Here is a 16302-nt window from a genome sequence, read left to right on the forward strand (position 1 = left end):
AGTGGACGCCAGTTGTGTGTTCACTCAAATCCCCTGTGGGAGCGAGCCTGCTCGCGAAAGCGGTCTCTCAATCAATACATACCCCAAACGGATCAGCCTTCGTCGGATTTCCAACTACGCTAAACCCGCTACCTGAACTCTCCACCGACAATCACGTCTCATGCAGGCAATTACACCCCAACGCACGTTACCGGGCGTCTTCGCTCGCTACGTTTTCAGACTCCCTGTAAACTGCGCGGGTTTTTAGCCCCCCATTCCACCGGAGCCGTCCATGTCCCGCGTTACCCTGAGTCGCTATTTGATTGAGCAGACCCGCAGCAATAACACTCCTGCCGATCTGCGTTTCCTGATCGAAGTGGTGGCGCGTGCCTGCAAGGAGATCAGCCACGCCGTGTCCAAAGGCGCCCTGGGTGGTGTTCTGGGCAGCATGGGCACTGAAAACGTCCAAGGCGAAGTGCAGAAGAAACTCGACGTGATCTCCAACGAGATCCTGCTCGAAGCCAACGAATGGGGCGGTCACCTGGCCGGCATGGCGTCCGAAGAAATGGACAACGCCTACCAGATCCCGGGCAAATACCCGAAAGGCGCGTACCTGCTGGTATTCGACCCACTGGACGGCTCGTCGAACATCGACATCAACGCCCCGGTTGGCACCATCTTCTCGGTACTGCGTTGCCCGAACGAATACCTGAGCCAGAACGAGCCGCTGAACGAGAAAGCGTTCCTGCAGCCAGGCACTCAGCAAGTTGCCGCCGGTTACGCAATCTACGGCCCGCAAACCATGCTGGTACTGACCCTGGGCGACGGCGTCAAAGGCTTCACACTGGACCGCGAAATGGGCAGCTTCGTGCTGACTCACGAAGACATCACCATTCCTGAATCGACCCAGGAATTTGCCATCAACATGTCCAACCAGCGTCACTGGGAAGCTCCGGTACAGCGCTACGTTGGCGAGCTGCTGGCCGGTGAAGAAGGTCCGCTGAAAAAGAACTACAACATGCGTTGGGTCGCGGCGATGGTTGCCGACGTACACCGCATCCTGACCCGTGGCGGTCTGTTCATGTACCCGCGCGACAGCCGTGAGCCGTCCAAGCCAGGTAAACTGCGTCTGATGTACGAAGCCAACCCGATGTCGTTCCTGGTGGAACAAGCGGGCGGCGCGTCCACCGACGGTCACCAGCGCATCCTCGACATTCAGCCAGAAGGCCTGCACCAGCGCGTAGCGGTGTTCCTCGGCTCGAAAGAAGAAGTCGCACGCGCTACGGCCTACCACAAGGAATAAACCATGACCGCGCCCTGGCAGCCGTTGCTCGATTGGTGGTTCGGACATGCCGAATCACCGGATGAGATATCGGCTGACAAGGGCAAGTTGTGGTTCGGTAAGCGAGACAGCCAAGACCTCGAAGCGCGGACGCGTTTCGGGGTCTTTGTCGATCAGGCCCTGGCCGGCGAATTGACCGAGTGGACGCAATGTCCCGAAGGTTGGCTGGCGGTGGTGCTACTGCTCGATCAACTGCCGCGAATGATCTTTCGCGATACCCCCAAAGCATTTTCCGGCGATCTGCGCGCGCAGAAACTCGTCGCGCAAGGCATTGCGGCGGATTTCGATCGGCAGCTGAAACCGATTCAACGTGTGTTCATTTATCTGGTGTTCGAACACTGCGAAAACCTCGCGGTGCAGAATGAGGCGGTTTCCAGGTTTATCGAACTGGTAGCTGAACAGCCGGAGGCGGAGCGGGCGGTGTTTGCGGATAATCTGGATTATGCCGAGCGGCATCAGAAAGTGATCGCGCGGTTTGGCCGGTTTCCGCATCGCAATGCGGTGTTGGGGCGGGAGTCTACGGCTGAGGAGTTGGTGTTTCTTTCAGAACCTGGGTCAAGGTTTTAAGGGCTTACCCTCACCCTAGCCCTCTCCCAAGGGGAGAGGGGATTGACCGAGGTGATCGGGCGAGGTACGCCGACCTGAAACATCGAGTCGAACTCAGGTTTGAACAGGATGAAGATCGGCTCCCTTTCCCCCTCGCCCCCCTGGGGGGAGAGGGCTGGGGTGAGGGGGTAAGGCTCTTGATCTTCAGATGCGGAAGCTGCCGACCAACTGCTTCAACCGCGCCGCCTGCTGCTCCAGATCCGAACAAGCCCGCAACGTCGCCTGCAAGTTCTCCACGCCTTCCTGATTCAGCGTGTTGATCTCGTTGATATCGACATTGATCGACTCGACCACTGCTGTCTGCTCTTCAGTTGCGGTGGCCACCGACTGGTTCATCCCGTCGATCTCACCGATCCGCTGGGTCACGCTACCCAACCGCTCACCAGCCTGGTTGGCGATGCCGACGCTGCTTTCGCTCTCGCGCTGGCTCTCGGTCATGATGCTCACCGCCTGACGCGCGCCGACTTGCAGTTCTTCGATCATCTTCTGCACTTGCTGCGCCGAGTCCTGCGTGCGGTGCGCCAGGTTGCGCACCTCATCGGCAACCACGGCGAAACCACGCCCGGCTTCACCGGCACGCGCTGCTTCGATCGCGGCGTTGAGTGCGAGCAGGTTGGTTTGCTGCGAGATGCTGGTGATCACTTCGAGAATCTGGCCGATGTTCACCGTGTTGGCGTTCAGCGTTTCGATGTTGCCGCAGGAGTCGCTGATCTTTGCCGACAGCTGTTGCATGGCCGAAATGGTTTTATCCACAACCTGCTGACCGTCGACCGCGAGGCTGCGCGCATCGCTGGAATGCTGCGAGGCGAGGGCGGCGTTCTGGGCGATTTCCTGCGCGGCGGCGCCGAGCTGGTTGATCGCGGCGGCGACGCTGTTGGTACGGCTGGCTTGCTGATCCGAGTTGTACATCGACGAGTTCGACGCTGCGACTACGCGCAGGGCGACTTCGTTGACCTGGCCGGTGGCCGAGGACACTTCGCGGATCGAGGTGTGGATGCGCTCAACGAAACGGTTGAACGAGGTGCCCAGTGCGCCGAACTCGTCGTTGCCGTGGATCACCAGACGTTTAGTCAGGTCGCCTTCGCCTTCAGCGATGTCGTGCATGGCGCGGCCCATGGTCAGCAGTGGTTGCATCAGCACGCGGATGAGCATGCCGAGCAGGGCGATGATGATCACCACGGCAATGACCATGGCGATCAGCGCCGAGGTGCGGAACTCACTGAGCATTGCGAACGCGGTGTCTTTATCGAGCACCAGCGCCACATACCAGTCGGCCGACGGCACGCCGTTGACGTGGGTGAAGGAGATCAGTTGGGTTTTGCCATTGAACTCGACTTCTTTCAGGCCCGGGCTGACTTTCGGTGCTCCGTTCGGATAAGCCTCGGCGAGGGTCTTGAGCACCAGTTTGCTGTCCGGATGGATCAGGATCTTGCCGTCGGCACTGACGATGAACGCGTGGCCGTGGCCGCCGAAATTCAGCGAGTTGATGATCGCGCTGACGCTGGTCAGGTCGATGTCGGCACCGGCGACGCCGAGCATCTGCCCTTGGCGCTGCACCGGGGTGGCGACAGTGATCACCAGTTTGCCCGAAGACGCGGCGATGTAAGGTTCGGTGACGATGGTCTGCTGTGCGCTGTTGGCGGCTTTGTACCAGCCGCGTGCGCGTGGATCGTAGTCCGGCGCGCGGTTGCCGGCCGGCACCGAGAACATCACGCCGTCGGCGCCGCCGAAATAGCTGAGCTGGAAATTGCCGGTGTAGGCGGGCAGGTCGATGATGCGTTTCAGGCTGGACGTGGCATTACCGTCGACGGCGACTTGCTGCGACAGCGATTGCAGCAACTGAATGCGGCTTTCCAGCCAGGTCTGGATGTTACTGGTGGTCAGGCTGCCGAGTTCCTGCATCGAGGATTCGGTGCTGTTGCTCAGTGCTTCGCGCTGTCGATAGTCGTTGAACAAAATGAAACAGGCGAACGCAACGGCCACCACGAGGGCGGCAGCCAACAAGATCTTGTGGCTGAATTTCATGTTTCTGGTCATCGAATGAACTACCGCGAAGGGGCTGGTCAAGAAAGGGCGGCAATTTGCCACACTCGGGGGCTTTGCGCTGCTCTTATTTCGACCGTGGCGCGCCAAAGATTAGGCGTCTTTGGCGAAATGCGACGAAATGCTCAATAGCCCTACAAAGTGTCTGATTTATCGGCAAATGCCAGACGGGCGGGCTAATAAATAGCCCTTGCCCCACGGAACCAGATGAGGGTTTTCTCTTCTAAGCTTCTGGTTGGCACCATGCCATCCCCCCTCGTTCCAGGAGTTACACCATGTCGCTGCGATCTCTCGCCCTTCTGACGTTTTGCGTGCTGCTGGCCGCATGCAGCAAGGTCAATCAGGAAAACTACTCGAAGCTCTCGGCCGGCATGGCCAAGGCCGAAGTCGAGACCCTGCTGGGCAAACCGACCGATTGTTCGGGCGCGCTCGGCATGTCCAGTTGCACCTGGGGCGACAAGAACAGCTTTATCAGCGTGCAGTACGCCGGTGACAAAGTGCTGATGTTTTCCGGCCAAGGCCTGAAGTAAACCGGGGCTTCGCGCCCACGGAGAAGAAAAATGAAGCGGTTATTGCTGATCCTTTTTGCCGGCCTGGTACTGGCCGGCTGCGCCAGTTCCGGCGTCGACCCGTTGGCGCCGAAAACCGCCAGCAGCGTCAACCTCAAGCGCTATCAGGGGACCTGGTACGAACTGGCGCGCTTGCCGATGTACTTCCAGCGCAACTGCGCACAATCCGAAGCCCATTACACCCTCAAGCCTGACGGCAATGTCGCGGTGCTCAATCGCTGCCTGACTCCGGACTGGCAATGGGAAGAGGCCAAGGGCACGGCTTATCCACAGGTGCCGGGCAAGACCGACAAGCTCTGGGTCGAATTCGATACCTGGTTCTCGCGGTTGATCCCGGGTGTGGCGAAAGGCGAATACTGGGTGTTGTACGTCAGCGATGACTACAAGACCGCCATTGTCGGCGACCCGAGTCGCAAGTACATGTGGCTGTTGTCGCGCACGCCGACTGTCAACGGTGTGGTGCGTGAAGAGCTGCTGAGCAAGGCGCGTCAGCAGGGTTATGACACCACGCGATTGATCTGGCGGGCGTCGGATCGGCAGATGGCCAAGACCTCTAATTAATCACCTATCCTGATCACTCCCACGCTCCGCGTGGGAGTGTCGCAATGGACGCTCTGCGTCCGCTTGTGGGACGCAGAGCGTCCCGGGCTGCATTCCCACGCAGAGCGTGGGAACGATCAGCCGTCAGCCGAGGAGGTCGCGCAGGGCCTGGGTGAAGGCGCGCGCACTGTCTTCTTCTCCGGCATGCCGCCCATCGCGCACCACCCACTGGCCATTGACCAGCACATCGCGCACCTGACGATCGCCGCCGGCAAATAACCAGCGATTCAAAATCCCGTCGCCATTGGCCGTCGCCAGATACGGATCGTTGCCATCGAGCACAATCCAATCGGCACGCTTGCCCACTTCCAGCGCTCCGATCGGCTGCCCCAACGCCTGCGCACCGCCATCCAGTGCTGCGTCATACAGCGTGCGCCCAACCATCGGTTGATCCGCGCCATACAAACGGTTACGCCGCTGATCACGCAGACGCTGGCCGTATTCCAGCCAACGCAATTCTTCCACCACGCTCAGCGATACATGACTGTCGGAACCGATGCCCATGCGCCCGCCCTGAGCGAGGAAATCCACCGCCGGGAAAATCCCGTCGCCCAGATTCGCTTCAGTGGTCAGGCACAGCCCGGCGATGGCGCGACTCTTGGCCATCAGCGTGACTTCTTCCGGGTTGGCATGAGTGGCGTGCACCAAGCACCAGCGCTGATCGACTTCGGTGTTTTCGTAAAGCCATTGCAGAGGACGCCGACCGCTCCAGCTCAGGCAGTCGTCGACTTCTTTCTGCTGTTCGGCGATGTGGATGTGCACCGGGCATTGCTTGTCACTGCCGGCCAATACTTCGCTGATCTGTTGCGGCGTCACCGCACGCAACGAGTGAAAGCACAGCCCCAGCGATTGCGCCTTTTGCTGCGCCAGTAATGGCTGCAAGCGCGATTGCAGATTCAGATAATTTTCGGCGCTGTTGATAAAACGACGCTGACCATCATTCGGCGTCTGGCCGCCGAAGCCTGAGTGGCTGTAGAGCACCGGCAGCAGGGTCAGGCCGATGCCGCTTTCACTCGCGGCCTGACTGATGCGCAACGCCAGCTCAGCCGGATCGGCATACGGCTGACCATTGCTGTCGTGGTGCACGTAGTGAAACTCTGCAACGGATGTGTAACCAGCCTTGAGCATTTCGATATACAGCTGACGGGCGATCACGCCGAGTTGATCCGGGCTGATTTTTCCGACGAGGCGATACATCAGATCGCGCCAGGTCCAGAAACTGTCGTTGGGATTGCCGGCTACTTCGGCCAGACCCGCCATCGCCCGCTGGAACGCGTGGGAGTGCAGATTGGGCATGCCCGGCAGCAGCGGGCCGCTCAGCCGTTCGGCGCCATCTGCGGTGGAATCGGCCTGAATTTGGGTCAGCACGCCCTCGGCGCTGACCTCAAGACGTACATTGTTGGCCCATCCGTTAGGCAGCAGCGCGCGTTCGGCAAAGAAGGCGGACATGGTTCAGCACCCCATCGTGTGTTATTTGTATATACATATACAGACGTTTGCCTGCCCGGTAAACTCCGGCAAGCTAGCCACTTTCATCCAATGAACAGGGATCAACCGTGCCGACTCCGCCTCCAGTCTCCCCGTTGGCCGCGAACATGGGCGACAGTCCGGCGCCCTTGTACGCCCGCGTCAAACAGATGATCACCCAGCAGATCGACAGCGGAAACTGGCCGCCGCACTACCGCGTGCCGTCCGAAAGCGAGCTGGTCAATCAACTCGGTTTCAGCCGCATGACCATCAACCGCGCCCTGCGCGAGATGACCGCCGACGGCCTGTTGGTGCGCATGCAAGGCGTCGGCACGTTTGTCGCCGAACCGAAGAGCCAGTCGGCGCTGTTCGAAGTGCACAACATCGCTGACGAAATCGCTTCCCGTGGCCATCGCCACACTTGCCAGGTGATCACCCTCGAAGAAGAGGCCGCCGGATCCGAGCGCGCGCTGGCGCTGGACATGCGCGAGGGGCAGAAGGTGTTCCACTCGCTGATCGTGCATTACGAAAACGACATTCCGGTGCAAATCGAAGACCGTTTCGTCAACGCGCTGGTGGCCCCGGAATACCTCAAGCAGGACTTCACTCTGCAAACGCCGTACGCCTATTTGAACCAGGTCGCGCCGCTGACCGAAGGCGAGCACGTGGTTGAAGCGATCCTTGCCGAATCGTCCGAGTGCAAGTTGTTGCAGATCGAAAAGGGCGAGCCTTGCTTGTTGATTCGTCGTCGCACGTGGTCGGGGCGTCAGCCGGTGACCGCTGCTCGTCTGATCCATCCCGGTTCTCGTCATCGTCTGGAAGGACGCTTTCACAAATGAATGGTTTGAAGGTTTTACGCGCCGAAGGCTACCCGCGCATGCCGTGGAAAAACGGCGGTGGCAGCACTGAAGAAATCACCCGTGATGCGGGCACCGGTCTGGAAGGTTTTGGCTGGCGCTTGTCGATTGCCGACATCGCCGAGTCCGGCGGTTTCTCCACCTTCGCCGGTTACCAGCGAGTGATAACGGTGTTGCAGGGTGACGGCATGACCCTGTGCGTTGATGGCGACGATACGCGGCCATTGTTACCGCTCGACCCGTTTGCCTTCAGCGGCGAAAGTCAGGTGTCGTGCACGCTGCTCGGCGGTGCGATTCGCGATTTCAACCTGATCTATACGCCGCAGCGTTACAGCGCGCGGTTGCAGTGGCTGGACGGTGAGCAGCGTTTCTTCAGCTCGGCGGGGACGGTGTTGGTGTTCAGTGTCAGTGAGTTGCTGGAAGTCCGGATCGGTGACAGTGTTTCGCAGTTGGGGCGACATGATTGCCTGCAACTGGACGGCAACAGCGGTCTGGCCGAAGTCTCCACCAATGCGGGTTGCTGCGTCATTGAACTGACTGGACGCTGATTCAGAAATCTTAAAAGATCGCAGCCTTCGGCAGCTCCTACAGGGTGTACATCAAACCCAGTGTAGGAGCTGCCGAAGGCTGCGATCTTTTGCTTTTGGGGTGTTCCCAACCCACGCACCAACTTGTTACCGAACGCCCCAGAGTGGCGCAAAACCTCGCTTTCGTAACAATCCCCAATCCCCTCCATCAATACCCTCGAAATATTTCATCAGCGCCAGAACCCTTGATTCAGGCGCTCTCCAGCCCTGGCCGCGATTTTTCTTGAACGGCCCTCCAACAAGTTGGCCGCTTGATTGCATATGCTTGTATGTACAAGTAAAGACGTATGCGTATGAGTCGTTCGGGACTCTCTGCAGCGTCCACTGATTCGCTTGTCGCGCATTGATGCACGCAGGCTGCTTGCCCACTGCCAGGGTTGGTTTGAATTGATCGCTGAGGAGTCTTTTTCGTGACTGACAATAAGCCTACAAAGTTTCGCGATGTCGAAATCCGTGCCGCGCGCGGTAACAAGCTGACCGCCAAGAGCTGGCTGACCGAAGCGCCGCTGCGCATGCTGATGAACAACCTCGACCCGGAAGTCGCCGAGAACCCGAAAGAGCTGGTGGTTTACGGTGGTATCGGTCGCGCCGCGCGTAACTGGGAGTGCTACGACAAAATCGTCGAAAGCCTGACCCACCTGAACGACGACGAAACCCTGCTGGTGCAATCCGGCAAGCCGGTCGGCGTGTTCAAGACTCACAGCAATGCCCCGCGTGTACTCATCGCCAACTCCAACCTCGTTCCACACTGGGCGAGCTGGGAGCACTTCAACGAACTCGACGCCAAAGGCCTGGCCATGTACGGCCAGATGACCGCCGGCAGCTGGATCTACATCGGCAGCCAAGGCATCGTTCAAGGCACCTACGAAACCTTCGTCGAAGCCGGTCGCCAGCACTACAACGACAACCTCACCGGCAAGTGGGTTTTGACCGCTGGCCTCGGTGGCATGGGCGGCGCACAACCGCTGGCGGCAACACTCGCTGGGGCGTGCTCGCTGAATATCGAATGCCAACAAGTGAGCATCGATTTCCGCCTGAAAAGCCGTTACGTCGACGAGCAAGCCAAAGACCTCGACGACGCCCTGGCGCGCATCGACAAGTACACCAAAGAAGGCAAAGCGATCTCCATCGCGCTGCTGGGTAACGCCGCAGAAATTCTGCCGGAACTGGTCAAGCGCGGAGTGCGCCCGGACATGGTCACCGACCAGACCAGCGCCCACGACCCGCTCAACGGTTACCTGCCTGCCGGCTGGACCTGGGACGAATACCGCGCCCGCGCCAAGACCGAACCTGCCGCTGTGATCAAAGCCGCCAAGCAGTCGATGGCCGTGCACGTCAAAGCCATGCTGGAATTCCAGAAGCAAGGCATTCCGACCTTCGACTACGGCAACAACATCCGTCAGATGGCGCAGGAAGAAGGCGTCGAAAACGCGTTCGATTTCCCCGGTTTCGTACCGGCTTACATCCGTCCGCTGTTCTGCCGTGGCATCGGCCCGTTCCGCTGGGCAGCACTGTCGGGCGATCCGCAAGACATCTACAAAACCGACGCCAAGGTCAAAGAGCTGATCCCGGACGACGCACATCTGCACAACTGGCTGGACATGGCCCGCGAGCGCATCAGCTTCCAGGGTCTGCCGGCACGTATCTGCTGGGTTGGCCTGGGCCTGCGCGCCAAGCTCGGTCTGGCGTTCAACGAAATGGTTCGTAGCGGCGAGTTGTCGGCGCCAATCGTGATCGGTCGTGACCACCTCGACTCCGGCTCGGTCGCCAGCCCGAACCGCGAAACCGAATCGATGCAGGATGGTTCCGACGCCGTGTCCGACTGGCCACTGCTCAACGCCCTGCTCAACACCGCGAGCGGTGCGACCTGGGTTTCCCTGCATCACGGCGGCGGCGTCGGCATGGGCTTTTCGCAACACTCGGGCATGGTGATTGTCTGCGACGGTACGGACGAAGCGGCCGAGCGTATTGCGCGCGTGCTGCACAACGACCCGGCCACCGGTGTCATGCGTCACGCCGATGCCGGTTACCAGATCGCCATCGACTGCGCCAAGGAACAGGGGCTGAACCTGCCGATGATTACCGGCAAATAAATGCAAAACCCTGTGGGAGCGAGCCTGCTCGCGAATGCGGTCTGTCAGCCAACACACATGTTGAATGTGCTGACGCCTTCGCGAGCAGGCTCGCTCCCACAGTAGTGCGCAAGACGTTCAGTGAACTCGAATAACAATCCACAGAGGTTGAATCATGGCTGTTAACACCGATCGTGCATGCAACAAACCGTTGATCGAAAGGCGTTCGATCGACTACATCCCGGAAGCGGAAAGACACGGTCGTCTGTTTAGCCAGTTCACCCTGTGGATGGGTGCCAACCTGCAAATCACCGCGATCGTCACCGGGGCCTTGGCCGTGGTGCTCGGCGGTGATGTGTTCTGGTCGTTGATCGGTCTGTTGATCGGTCAACTGCTCGGTGGCGGGGTGATGGCGCTGCATGCTGCGCAAGGGCCGAAGCTGGGCCTGCCGCAGATGATCTCCAGTCGCGTGCAGTTCGGCGTTTATGGTGCGGCGATTCCGATCGTGCTGGTGTGCCTGATGTACCTGGGTTTCACCGCAACGGGCACGGTGCTTTCCGGCCAGGCGCTGGGCCAGTTGTTTGGCGTTAGCGACACCGTGGGTATCCTGCTGTTTGCCAGTGTCATTGTGGTAGTCACTGTGCTCGGTTATCGGGTGATCCACTGGATCGGCCGTGTCGCCAGCGTCATTGGCGTGATCGCTTTCGTTTATCTGTTCAGCCGTCTGATCAGTCAGGTAGACGTTGGTGCACTGTTGCAAATCCGTCACTTCAGCTGGAGCAGTTTCCTGCTCGCGGTATCCCTTGCCGCGTCGTGGCAGATCGCATTCGGCCCTTACGTGGCTGACTATTCCCGTTACCTGCCGAGCAAGACCTCGGCAGTCAAAACCTTCTTCGCTGCTGGTGCCGGTTCAGTGGTCGGCGCGCAAGTGGCGATGATTCTCGGCGTGTTCGCCGCGGCTTCCTCCAACGGCCAGTTCGCCGGTCACGAAGTCGCCTACATCGTCGGTCTGGGCGGCGCCGGTGCCACCGCTGCGCTGCTGTACTTCAGCATCGCGTTCGGCAAGGTGACCATCTCCACCCTGAACTCCTACGGCAGCTTCATGTGCATCGCGACCATCATCAGTGGTTTCAAAGGCCACCTGACCGTTACGCGCATGCAGCGTCTGGTGTTCGTGCTGGTGATCGTGGGCGCAGCGACGCTGATCGCGCTGCTTGGTCAGCACTCGTTCCTCGGTGCATTCAAGTCCTTCATCCTGTTCCTGCTCGCCTTCTTCACACCCTGGAGCGCGATCAACCTGGTCGACTACTACTGCATCACCCGTGAGCGCTATGACGTGCCGGCGCTGGCCGATCCGAACGGTCGCTACGGCCGCTGGAACCTGCTCGGCATCAGCGTCTACGTGTTCGGTGTGCTGGTGCAGTTGCCGTTCATCTCTACCAAGTTCTATACCGGCCCGCTGGTGGCGGCCCTCGGTGATGTTGATATTTCCTGGATCATCGGCCTCGTACTGCCGGCCGTCGTCTACTACGTGTGCGCGAAAAAATGGCACAGCGCAGTGCCCGATCAACTGATTCTGCCGGTCGAGCAGAACAGCGTTGTACAACCTAAAACAAGCGGGGCCGGTCGCGCTGCGGCGCAGGCCTGATTGGACGTGGACAGGGCTGGATGCCTCTTGACTGCCGTAAGCCAATTCATGATTAGGAGCGTCACAACAATGAAATCGAACAAGACCCTGCTGACCACATTGCTGTCCATGGGCCTGTTGGCCAGTGCTGGCGCGACTCAGGCCGCCGGCTGGTGCGAATCGGGCAAACCGGTGAAATTCGCCGGGCTGAACTGGGAAAGCGGCATGCTGCTGACCGACGTGCTGCAAGTGGTGCTGGAAAAAGGTTACGACTGCAAGACCGACAGTCTGCCGGGCAACTCCATCACCATGGAAAACGCCCTGAGCAGCAACGATATTCAAGTGTTCGCCGAAGAATGGGTCGGCCGCAGCGAGGTCTGGAACAAGGCCGAGAAGGCCGGCAAGGTCGTCGGTGTCGGCGCTCCGGTAGTGGGCGCGGTGGAAGGCTGGTACGTGCCGCGCTACGTGATCGAAGGCGACGCCAAGCGCAAGCTCGAACCCAAAGCCCCTGACCTGAAAAACATCGCTGATCTGGGCAAGTACGCCGCCGTGTTCAAGGACGCCGAAGAACCATCCAAGGGCCGTTTCTACAACTGCCCGGCCGGTTGGACTTGCGAACTCGACAACAGCGAAATGCTGAAAAGCTACGGTCTGGAAAGCAGCTACACCAACTTCCGCCCGGGCACCGGCCCGGCGCTGGATGCGGCGGTGCTGTCGAGCTACAAGCGCGGCGAGCCGATCCTGTTCTACTACTGGTCGCCAACTCCGCTGATGGGCCAGGTGGATCTGGTCAAACTCGAAGAAAAACCGGGCGTCGACAAGACTGTAAGCATCAAGGTCGGCCTGTCGAAAACCTTCCACGAACAGGCGCCGGAACTGGTGGCCGTGCTGGAAAAGGTCAACCTGCCGATCGACCTGCTGAACCAGAATCTGGGGCGCATGGCCAAGGAACGTATCGAGTCGCCAAAACTGGCGAAAATCTTCCTCAAGGAACATCCTGAGGTCTGGCATGCGTGGGTCAGTGACGACGCTGCCAAGAAAATCGACGCGGCGCTGTAGGTCGATACCTCCCGGTCAACCGTGAGGCTGGCCGGGAGATATGCCGTAAACGCTTGATTGAGATTTCTGATTGAGAGCCGCTTATGTTTCCCGAAAGCTTTACCTTTTCCATCGCCGACTGGGTCAACGGTTGGGTCGATTCGCTGGTCACCAACTACGGTGATGTGTTCCGCCACATCTCCGACACCCTGCTCTGGGCCATCGTCAACCTCGAAGGCCTGCTGCGTGCGGCGCCGTGGTGGCTGATGCTGGCGATCGTCGGTGTGGTTGCCTGGCACGCCACGCGCAAAGTCGTGACCACCGCCGTCATCGTTGGTCTGCTGTTCCTCGTCGGCGCCGTTGGCCTGTGGGACAAGCTCATGCAGACGCTGGCGCTGATGATGGTCGCGACGATCATTTCGGTGCTGATCGGCATTCCGCTGGGGATTCTCTCGGCGCGCAGCAATCGCCTGCGTTCGGTGCTGATGCCGCTGCTCGATATCATGCAAACCATGCCAAGTTTCGTGTACCTGATCCCGGTGCTGATGCTATTTGGCCTGGGCAAAGTGCCGGCGATTTTTGCCACCGTGATCTACGCCGCGCCGCCGCTGATTCGCCTGACCGATCTGGGCATTCGCCAGGTCGACGGCGAAGTGATGGAAGCGATCAACGCGTTCGGCGCCAACCGCTGGCAGCAACTGTTCGGCGTGCAACTGCCGCTGGCCCTGCCGAGCATCATGGCCGGGATCAACCAGACCACCATGATGGCCCTGTCAATGGTGGTGATCGCCTCGATGATTGGCGCCCGTGGCCTGGGTGAAGATGTGCTGGTGGGGATTCAGACCCTCAACGTCGGACGTGGCCTTGAGGCCGGTCTGGCGATCGTGATTCTCGCAGTGGTCATCGACCGCATTACTCAGGCGTACGGTCGGCCACGGCATGAGGTGAGCAAATGAACAACGCAACCGTGAGCAAGATCGAAGTCAAAAACGTCTTCAAGATTTTCGGCAACCGCGCCAAGGATGCGCTGGCCATGGTCGGCCAGGGCAAGACCAAGGATCAGGTGCTGAGCGAAACCGGTTGCGTGGTCGGCGTTAACGATCTGTCGCTGAGCATCGGCACCGGCGAGATCTTCGTGATCATGGGCCTGTCCGGTTCGGGAAAATCGACGCTGGTGCGCCACTTCAATCGGCTGATCGATCCCACCAGCGGCGCGATCCTCGTCGACGGCGTGGACATCCTGCAATACGACATGGACGCCCTGCGCGAATTTCGCCGGCACAAGATCAGCATGGTGTTCCAGAGCTTCGGCCTGCTGCCGCACAAGACCGTGCTCGACAACGTCGCCTACGGCCTGAAAGTGCGCGGCGAGAGCAAGCAAATGTGCTCGGAGCGCGCGCTGCACTGGATCAACACCGTCGGCCTCAAAGGCTACGAAAACAAATACCCGCACCAACTCTCCGGCGGCATGCGTCAGCGTGTTGGTTTGGCTCGGGCCTTGGCGGCGGACACCGACATCATCCTGATGGACGAAGCGTTCAGTGCTCTGGATCCGCTGATCCGCGCCGAGATGCAGGACCAGTTGCTGGAGCTGCAAAAGACGTTGCACAAGACCATCGTCTTCATTACCCACGACCTCGATGAAGCGGTGCGTATCGGCAACCGCATTGCGATTCTCAAGGATGGGAAGTTGATTCAGGTCGGTACGCCACGCGAGATTCTGCATTCGCCGGCGGATGAGTATGTCGACCGGTTTGTGCAGCGGCGGGCGGCGGTGGTCTGACGCTCGTTCCCACGCTCTGCGTGGGAATGCATCCCGTGACGCTCCGCGTCACCTTGCACAAAGCAAAAGTCGGGACGCGGAGCGTCCCAGGCGGCATTCCCGCGCAGAGCGTGGGAGCGATCTTGTTCAAGAGGTTTTTTAGATGTCCCAGGCTGAAAAAATCGTTATCACCGGCGCCCCTCTGCGTTGGCAGGACGTGGTCGCCGTCGCCCGTCACGGCGCGCATCTCGAACTGTCGAGCGACACCTGGGCGCGCATCGAAAATGCGCAAGCCATCGTCCAGCGCATCGTCGAAAGCGGCGAGCGCGCCTATGGCGTCAACACCGGCCTGGGCGGTTTGTCCAACGTCTCGCTCAAAGATGAACAACTCAGCCAGCTCTCGCGCAACACCTTGCTCAGCCATGCCTGCGGCGTCGGCCCGGTGCTTGCCGACGAGCAGACCCGCGCGATCATCTGCGCGGCGATCCACAACTACAGCCACGGTAAATCCGGCATCCACCGGCGGGTCGTCGAAGCGCTGCTGGCGCTGCTCAATCGCGGTATCACCCCGCAAGTGCCGTCGCAAGGTTCGGTGGGTTATCTGACCCACATGGCGCACATCGGCATCACCCTGCTGGGCGTCGGCAATGTCAGCTATCGCGGCCAGGTTATTTCCGCACAACAGGCGCTGGCCGAAGAAGACCTGCAATCAGTGCAACTCGGTGCGAAGGACGGTTTGTGCCTGGTCAACGGCACGCCGTGCATGACCGGCCTCAGCTGTCTGGCGATTGCCGATGCCACGCGGCTGGTGCAGTGGGCCGATGTCATCGGCGCGATGAGTTTCGAAGCGCAGCGCGGTCAGATCGACGCGTTCGATGCCGAGATCATCGCGTTGAAACCGCACCCGGGCATGCAGCAGGTCGGCATCAATCTGCGCGCCTTGCTTGACGGCAGTGAAGTGATCGCGTCGAGCAAAGGCATTCGTACTCAGGATGCTTTAAGCATTCGCTCGATCCCGCAAGTACACGGTGCTGCGCGCGATCAATTGGAACATGTGATCAAACAGGTCGAAGCCGAACTCAATGGCTGCACCGATAATCCGTTGCTGCTCGGCACACCGGACAACTTCCGGGTGATGTCGCAAGCCAACCCGCACGGTCAGTCGGTGGCAATGGCAGCCGATCTGCTGGCGATTGCCATGGCCGAAATCGGCTCGATTGCCGAGCGTCGTCTGGATCGTCTGGTCAACCCGCACGTCAGTGGTTTGCCGGCGTTTCTGGTGGCCAATCCGGGAGTGAACTCCGGGATGATGATCGTGCAATACGTCGCCGCGTCGCTGTGTGCGGAAAACCGTCAATTGGCGCAACCGGCGGTGCTCGACAACTACATCACTTCGGGTCTGCAGGAAGACCACTTGAGCATGGGCACCAACGCCGCGCTGAAACTGCATCGCGCTTTGGAAAACTGCACGCAGATCCTCGCCATCGAATATTTGCTGGCGGCGCAGGCGTTTGAGTTCCTCAAGGAGCAGCGCTTCGGCGCGGGCACCGATGTCGCCTGGCGACTGCTACGCGAAAAAGTCCCGGCCTATGATCAGGATCGTTGGCTGGCACCGGATATCGCTGCTGCTGCGAGCGTGTTGAAAGACCCGAATCTGCCGCACAACGCTTTACCGAATTTGCACTGAAAAATACCCACGCCAGCGTGCCAAGGCGCGACTCCCCAAAAGGCGAGACGCGACGGACAACGGACA

The 16302-nt window shown here is 59.9% G+C and carries 14 protein-coding genes and 1 pseudogene; 12 read left to right on the forward strand and 3 right to left on the reverse strand.

What is annotated here, in order from left to right; all coding sequences use genetic code 11:
• The first annotated feature begins 271 nt into the window (after nt 1-271).
• Complete coding sequence (locus ACZZ0G_RS13615) at nt 272-1282, forward strand: class 1 fructose-bisphosphatase (RefSeq protein ID WP_007909265.1); 1011 nt, start codon at nt 272-274, stop codon at nt 1280-1282.
• A gap of 3 nt (nt 1283-1285) precedes the next feature.
• A complete protein-coding gene (locus ACZZ0G_RS13620; RefSeq protein ID WP_463556469.1) occupies nt 1286-1888 on the forward strand; it encodes a DUF924 family protein in 603 nt (200 codons plus the stop codon).
• 183 nt (nt 1889-2071) lie between these two features.
• Here ACZZ0G_RS13620 and ACZZ0G_RS13625 read toward each other — a convergent pair whose 3' ends face one another.
• Complete coding sequence (locus ACZZ0G_RS13625; RefSeq protein WP_463558856.1) at nt 2072-2836, reverse strand: methyl-accepting chemotaxis protein; 765 nt, start codon at nt 2834-2836, stop codon at nt 2072-2074.
• A 93-nt stretch (nt 2837-2929) separates the two neighbouring features.
• Nucleotides 2930-3964: pseudogene (locus ACZZ0G_RS13630) on the reverse strand (HAMP domain-containing protein); the annotation flags it as partial.
• 281 nt (nt 3965-4245) lie between these two features.
• Here ACZZ0G_RS13630 and ACZZ0G_RS13635 point away from each other — a divergent pair.
• Both ACZZ0G_RS13635 and ACZZ0G_RS13640 read left to right on the forward strand, forming a co-directional pair.
• On the forward strand, nt 4246-4500 hold the full coding sequence (locus tag ACZZ0G_RS13635) for a hypothetical protein (protein WP_064388903.1): 255 nt from the start codon (nt 4246-4248) through the stop codon (nt 4498-4500).
• A 30-nt stretch (nt 4501-4530) separates the two neighbouring features.
• On the forward strand, nt 4531-5100 hold the full coding sequence (locus ACZZ0G_RS13640; RefSeq protein ID WP_463556470.1) for a lipocalin family protein: 570 nt from the start codon (nt 4531-4533) through the stop codon (nt 5098-5100).
• 123 nt (nt 5101-5223) lie between these two features.
• On the opposite strand, the gene ACZZ0G_RS13645 is transcribed toward ACZZ0G_RS13640, so the two are convergent.
• Complete coding sequence (locus ACZZ0G_RS13645; protein WP_463556471.1) at nt 5224-6588, reverse strand: formimidoylglutamate deiminase; 1365 nt, start codon at nt 6586-6588, stop codon at nt 5224-5226.
• A 146-nt stretch (nt 6589-6734) separates the two neighbouring features.
• On the opposite strand from ACZZ0G_RS13645, the gene hutC reads away from it, so the two are divergent.
• The 8 genes from hutC to ACZZ0G_RS13685 all read left to right on the forward strand — a co-directional run bounded on the left by hutC (nt 6735) and on the right by ACZZ0G_RS13685 (nt 16236).
• Nucleotides 6735-7445: a histidine utilization repressor gene (gene hutC, locus ACZZ0G_RS13650; RefSeq protein ID WP_162130175.1), complete on the forward strand. Its 711-nt coding sequence runs from the start codon at nt 6735-6737 to the stop codon at nt 7443-7445.
• Nucleotides 7442-8011: a HutD/Ves family protein gene (locus ACZZ0G_RS13655; RefSeq protein WP_463556472.1), complete on the forward strand. Its 570-nt coding sequence runs from the start codon at nt 7442-7444 to the stop codon at nt 8009-8011. The genes hutC and ACZZ0G_RS13655 overlap by 4 nt, the downstream gene beginning before the upstream one ends.
• A gap of 449 nt (nt 8012-8460) precedes the next feature.
• Nucleotides 8461-10143 carry a urocanate hydratase gene (hutU, locus tag ACZZ0G_RS13660; RefSeq protein ID WP_463556473.1) on the forward strand — a complete coding sequence of 561 codons (1683 nt, stop codon included), beginning with the start codon at nt 8461-8463 and terminating at the stop codon, nt 10141-10143.
• A gap of 154 nt (nt 10144-10297) precedes the next feature.
• Nucleotides 10298-11770, forward strand: a complete 1473-nt coding sequence (locus ACZZ0G_RS13665) for a purine-cytosine permease family protein (RefSeq protein WP_463556474.1) — start codon at nt 10298-10300, stop codon at nt 11768-11770.
• Nucleotides 11771-11839: 69 nt separating this feature from the next.
• The gene (locus ACZZ0G_RS13670; RefSeq protein WP_064117062.1) at nt 11840-12808 is read left to right on the forward strand and encodes an ABC transporter substrate-binding protein; all 969 of its coding nucleotides are present in this window, start codon (nt 11840-11842) and stop codon (nt 12806-12808) included.
• An 83-nt stretch (nt 12809-12891) separates the two neighbouring features.
• The gene (locus ACZZ0G_RS13675; RefSeq protein WP_007949591.1) at nt 12892-13743 is read left to right on the forward strand and encodes an ABC transporter permease; all 852 of its coding nucleotides are present in this window, start codon (nt 12892-12894) and stop codon (nt 13741-13743) included.
• Entirely contained in the window at nt 13740-14570 is an 831-nt protein-coding gene (locus tag ACZZ0G_RS13680; protein ID WP_273916599.1) for a quaternary amine ABC transporter ATP-binding protein, read from the forward strand. The genes ACZZ0G_RS13675 and ACZZ0G_RS13680 overlap by 4 nt, the downstream gene beginning before the upstream one ends.
• Before the next feature lie 142 nt (nt 14571-14712).
• Nucleotides 14713-16236 (forward strand): HAL/PAL/TAL family ammonia-lyase, encoded by a 1524-nt coding sequence (locus tag ACZZ0G_RS13685; RefSeq protein WP_463556475.1) that lies wholly within the window; start codon nt 14713-14715, stop codon nt 16234-16236.
• The last annotated feature ends 66 nt before the right edge of the window (nt 16237-16302 follow it).

The sequence above is a fragment of the Pseudomonas sp. AC169 genome (assembly GCF_979258515.1).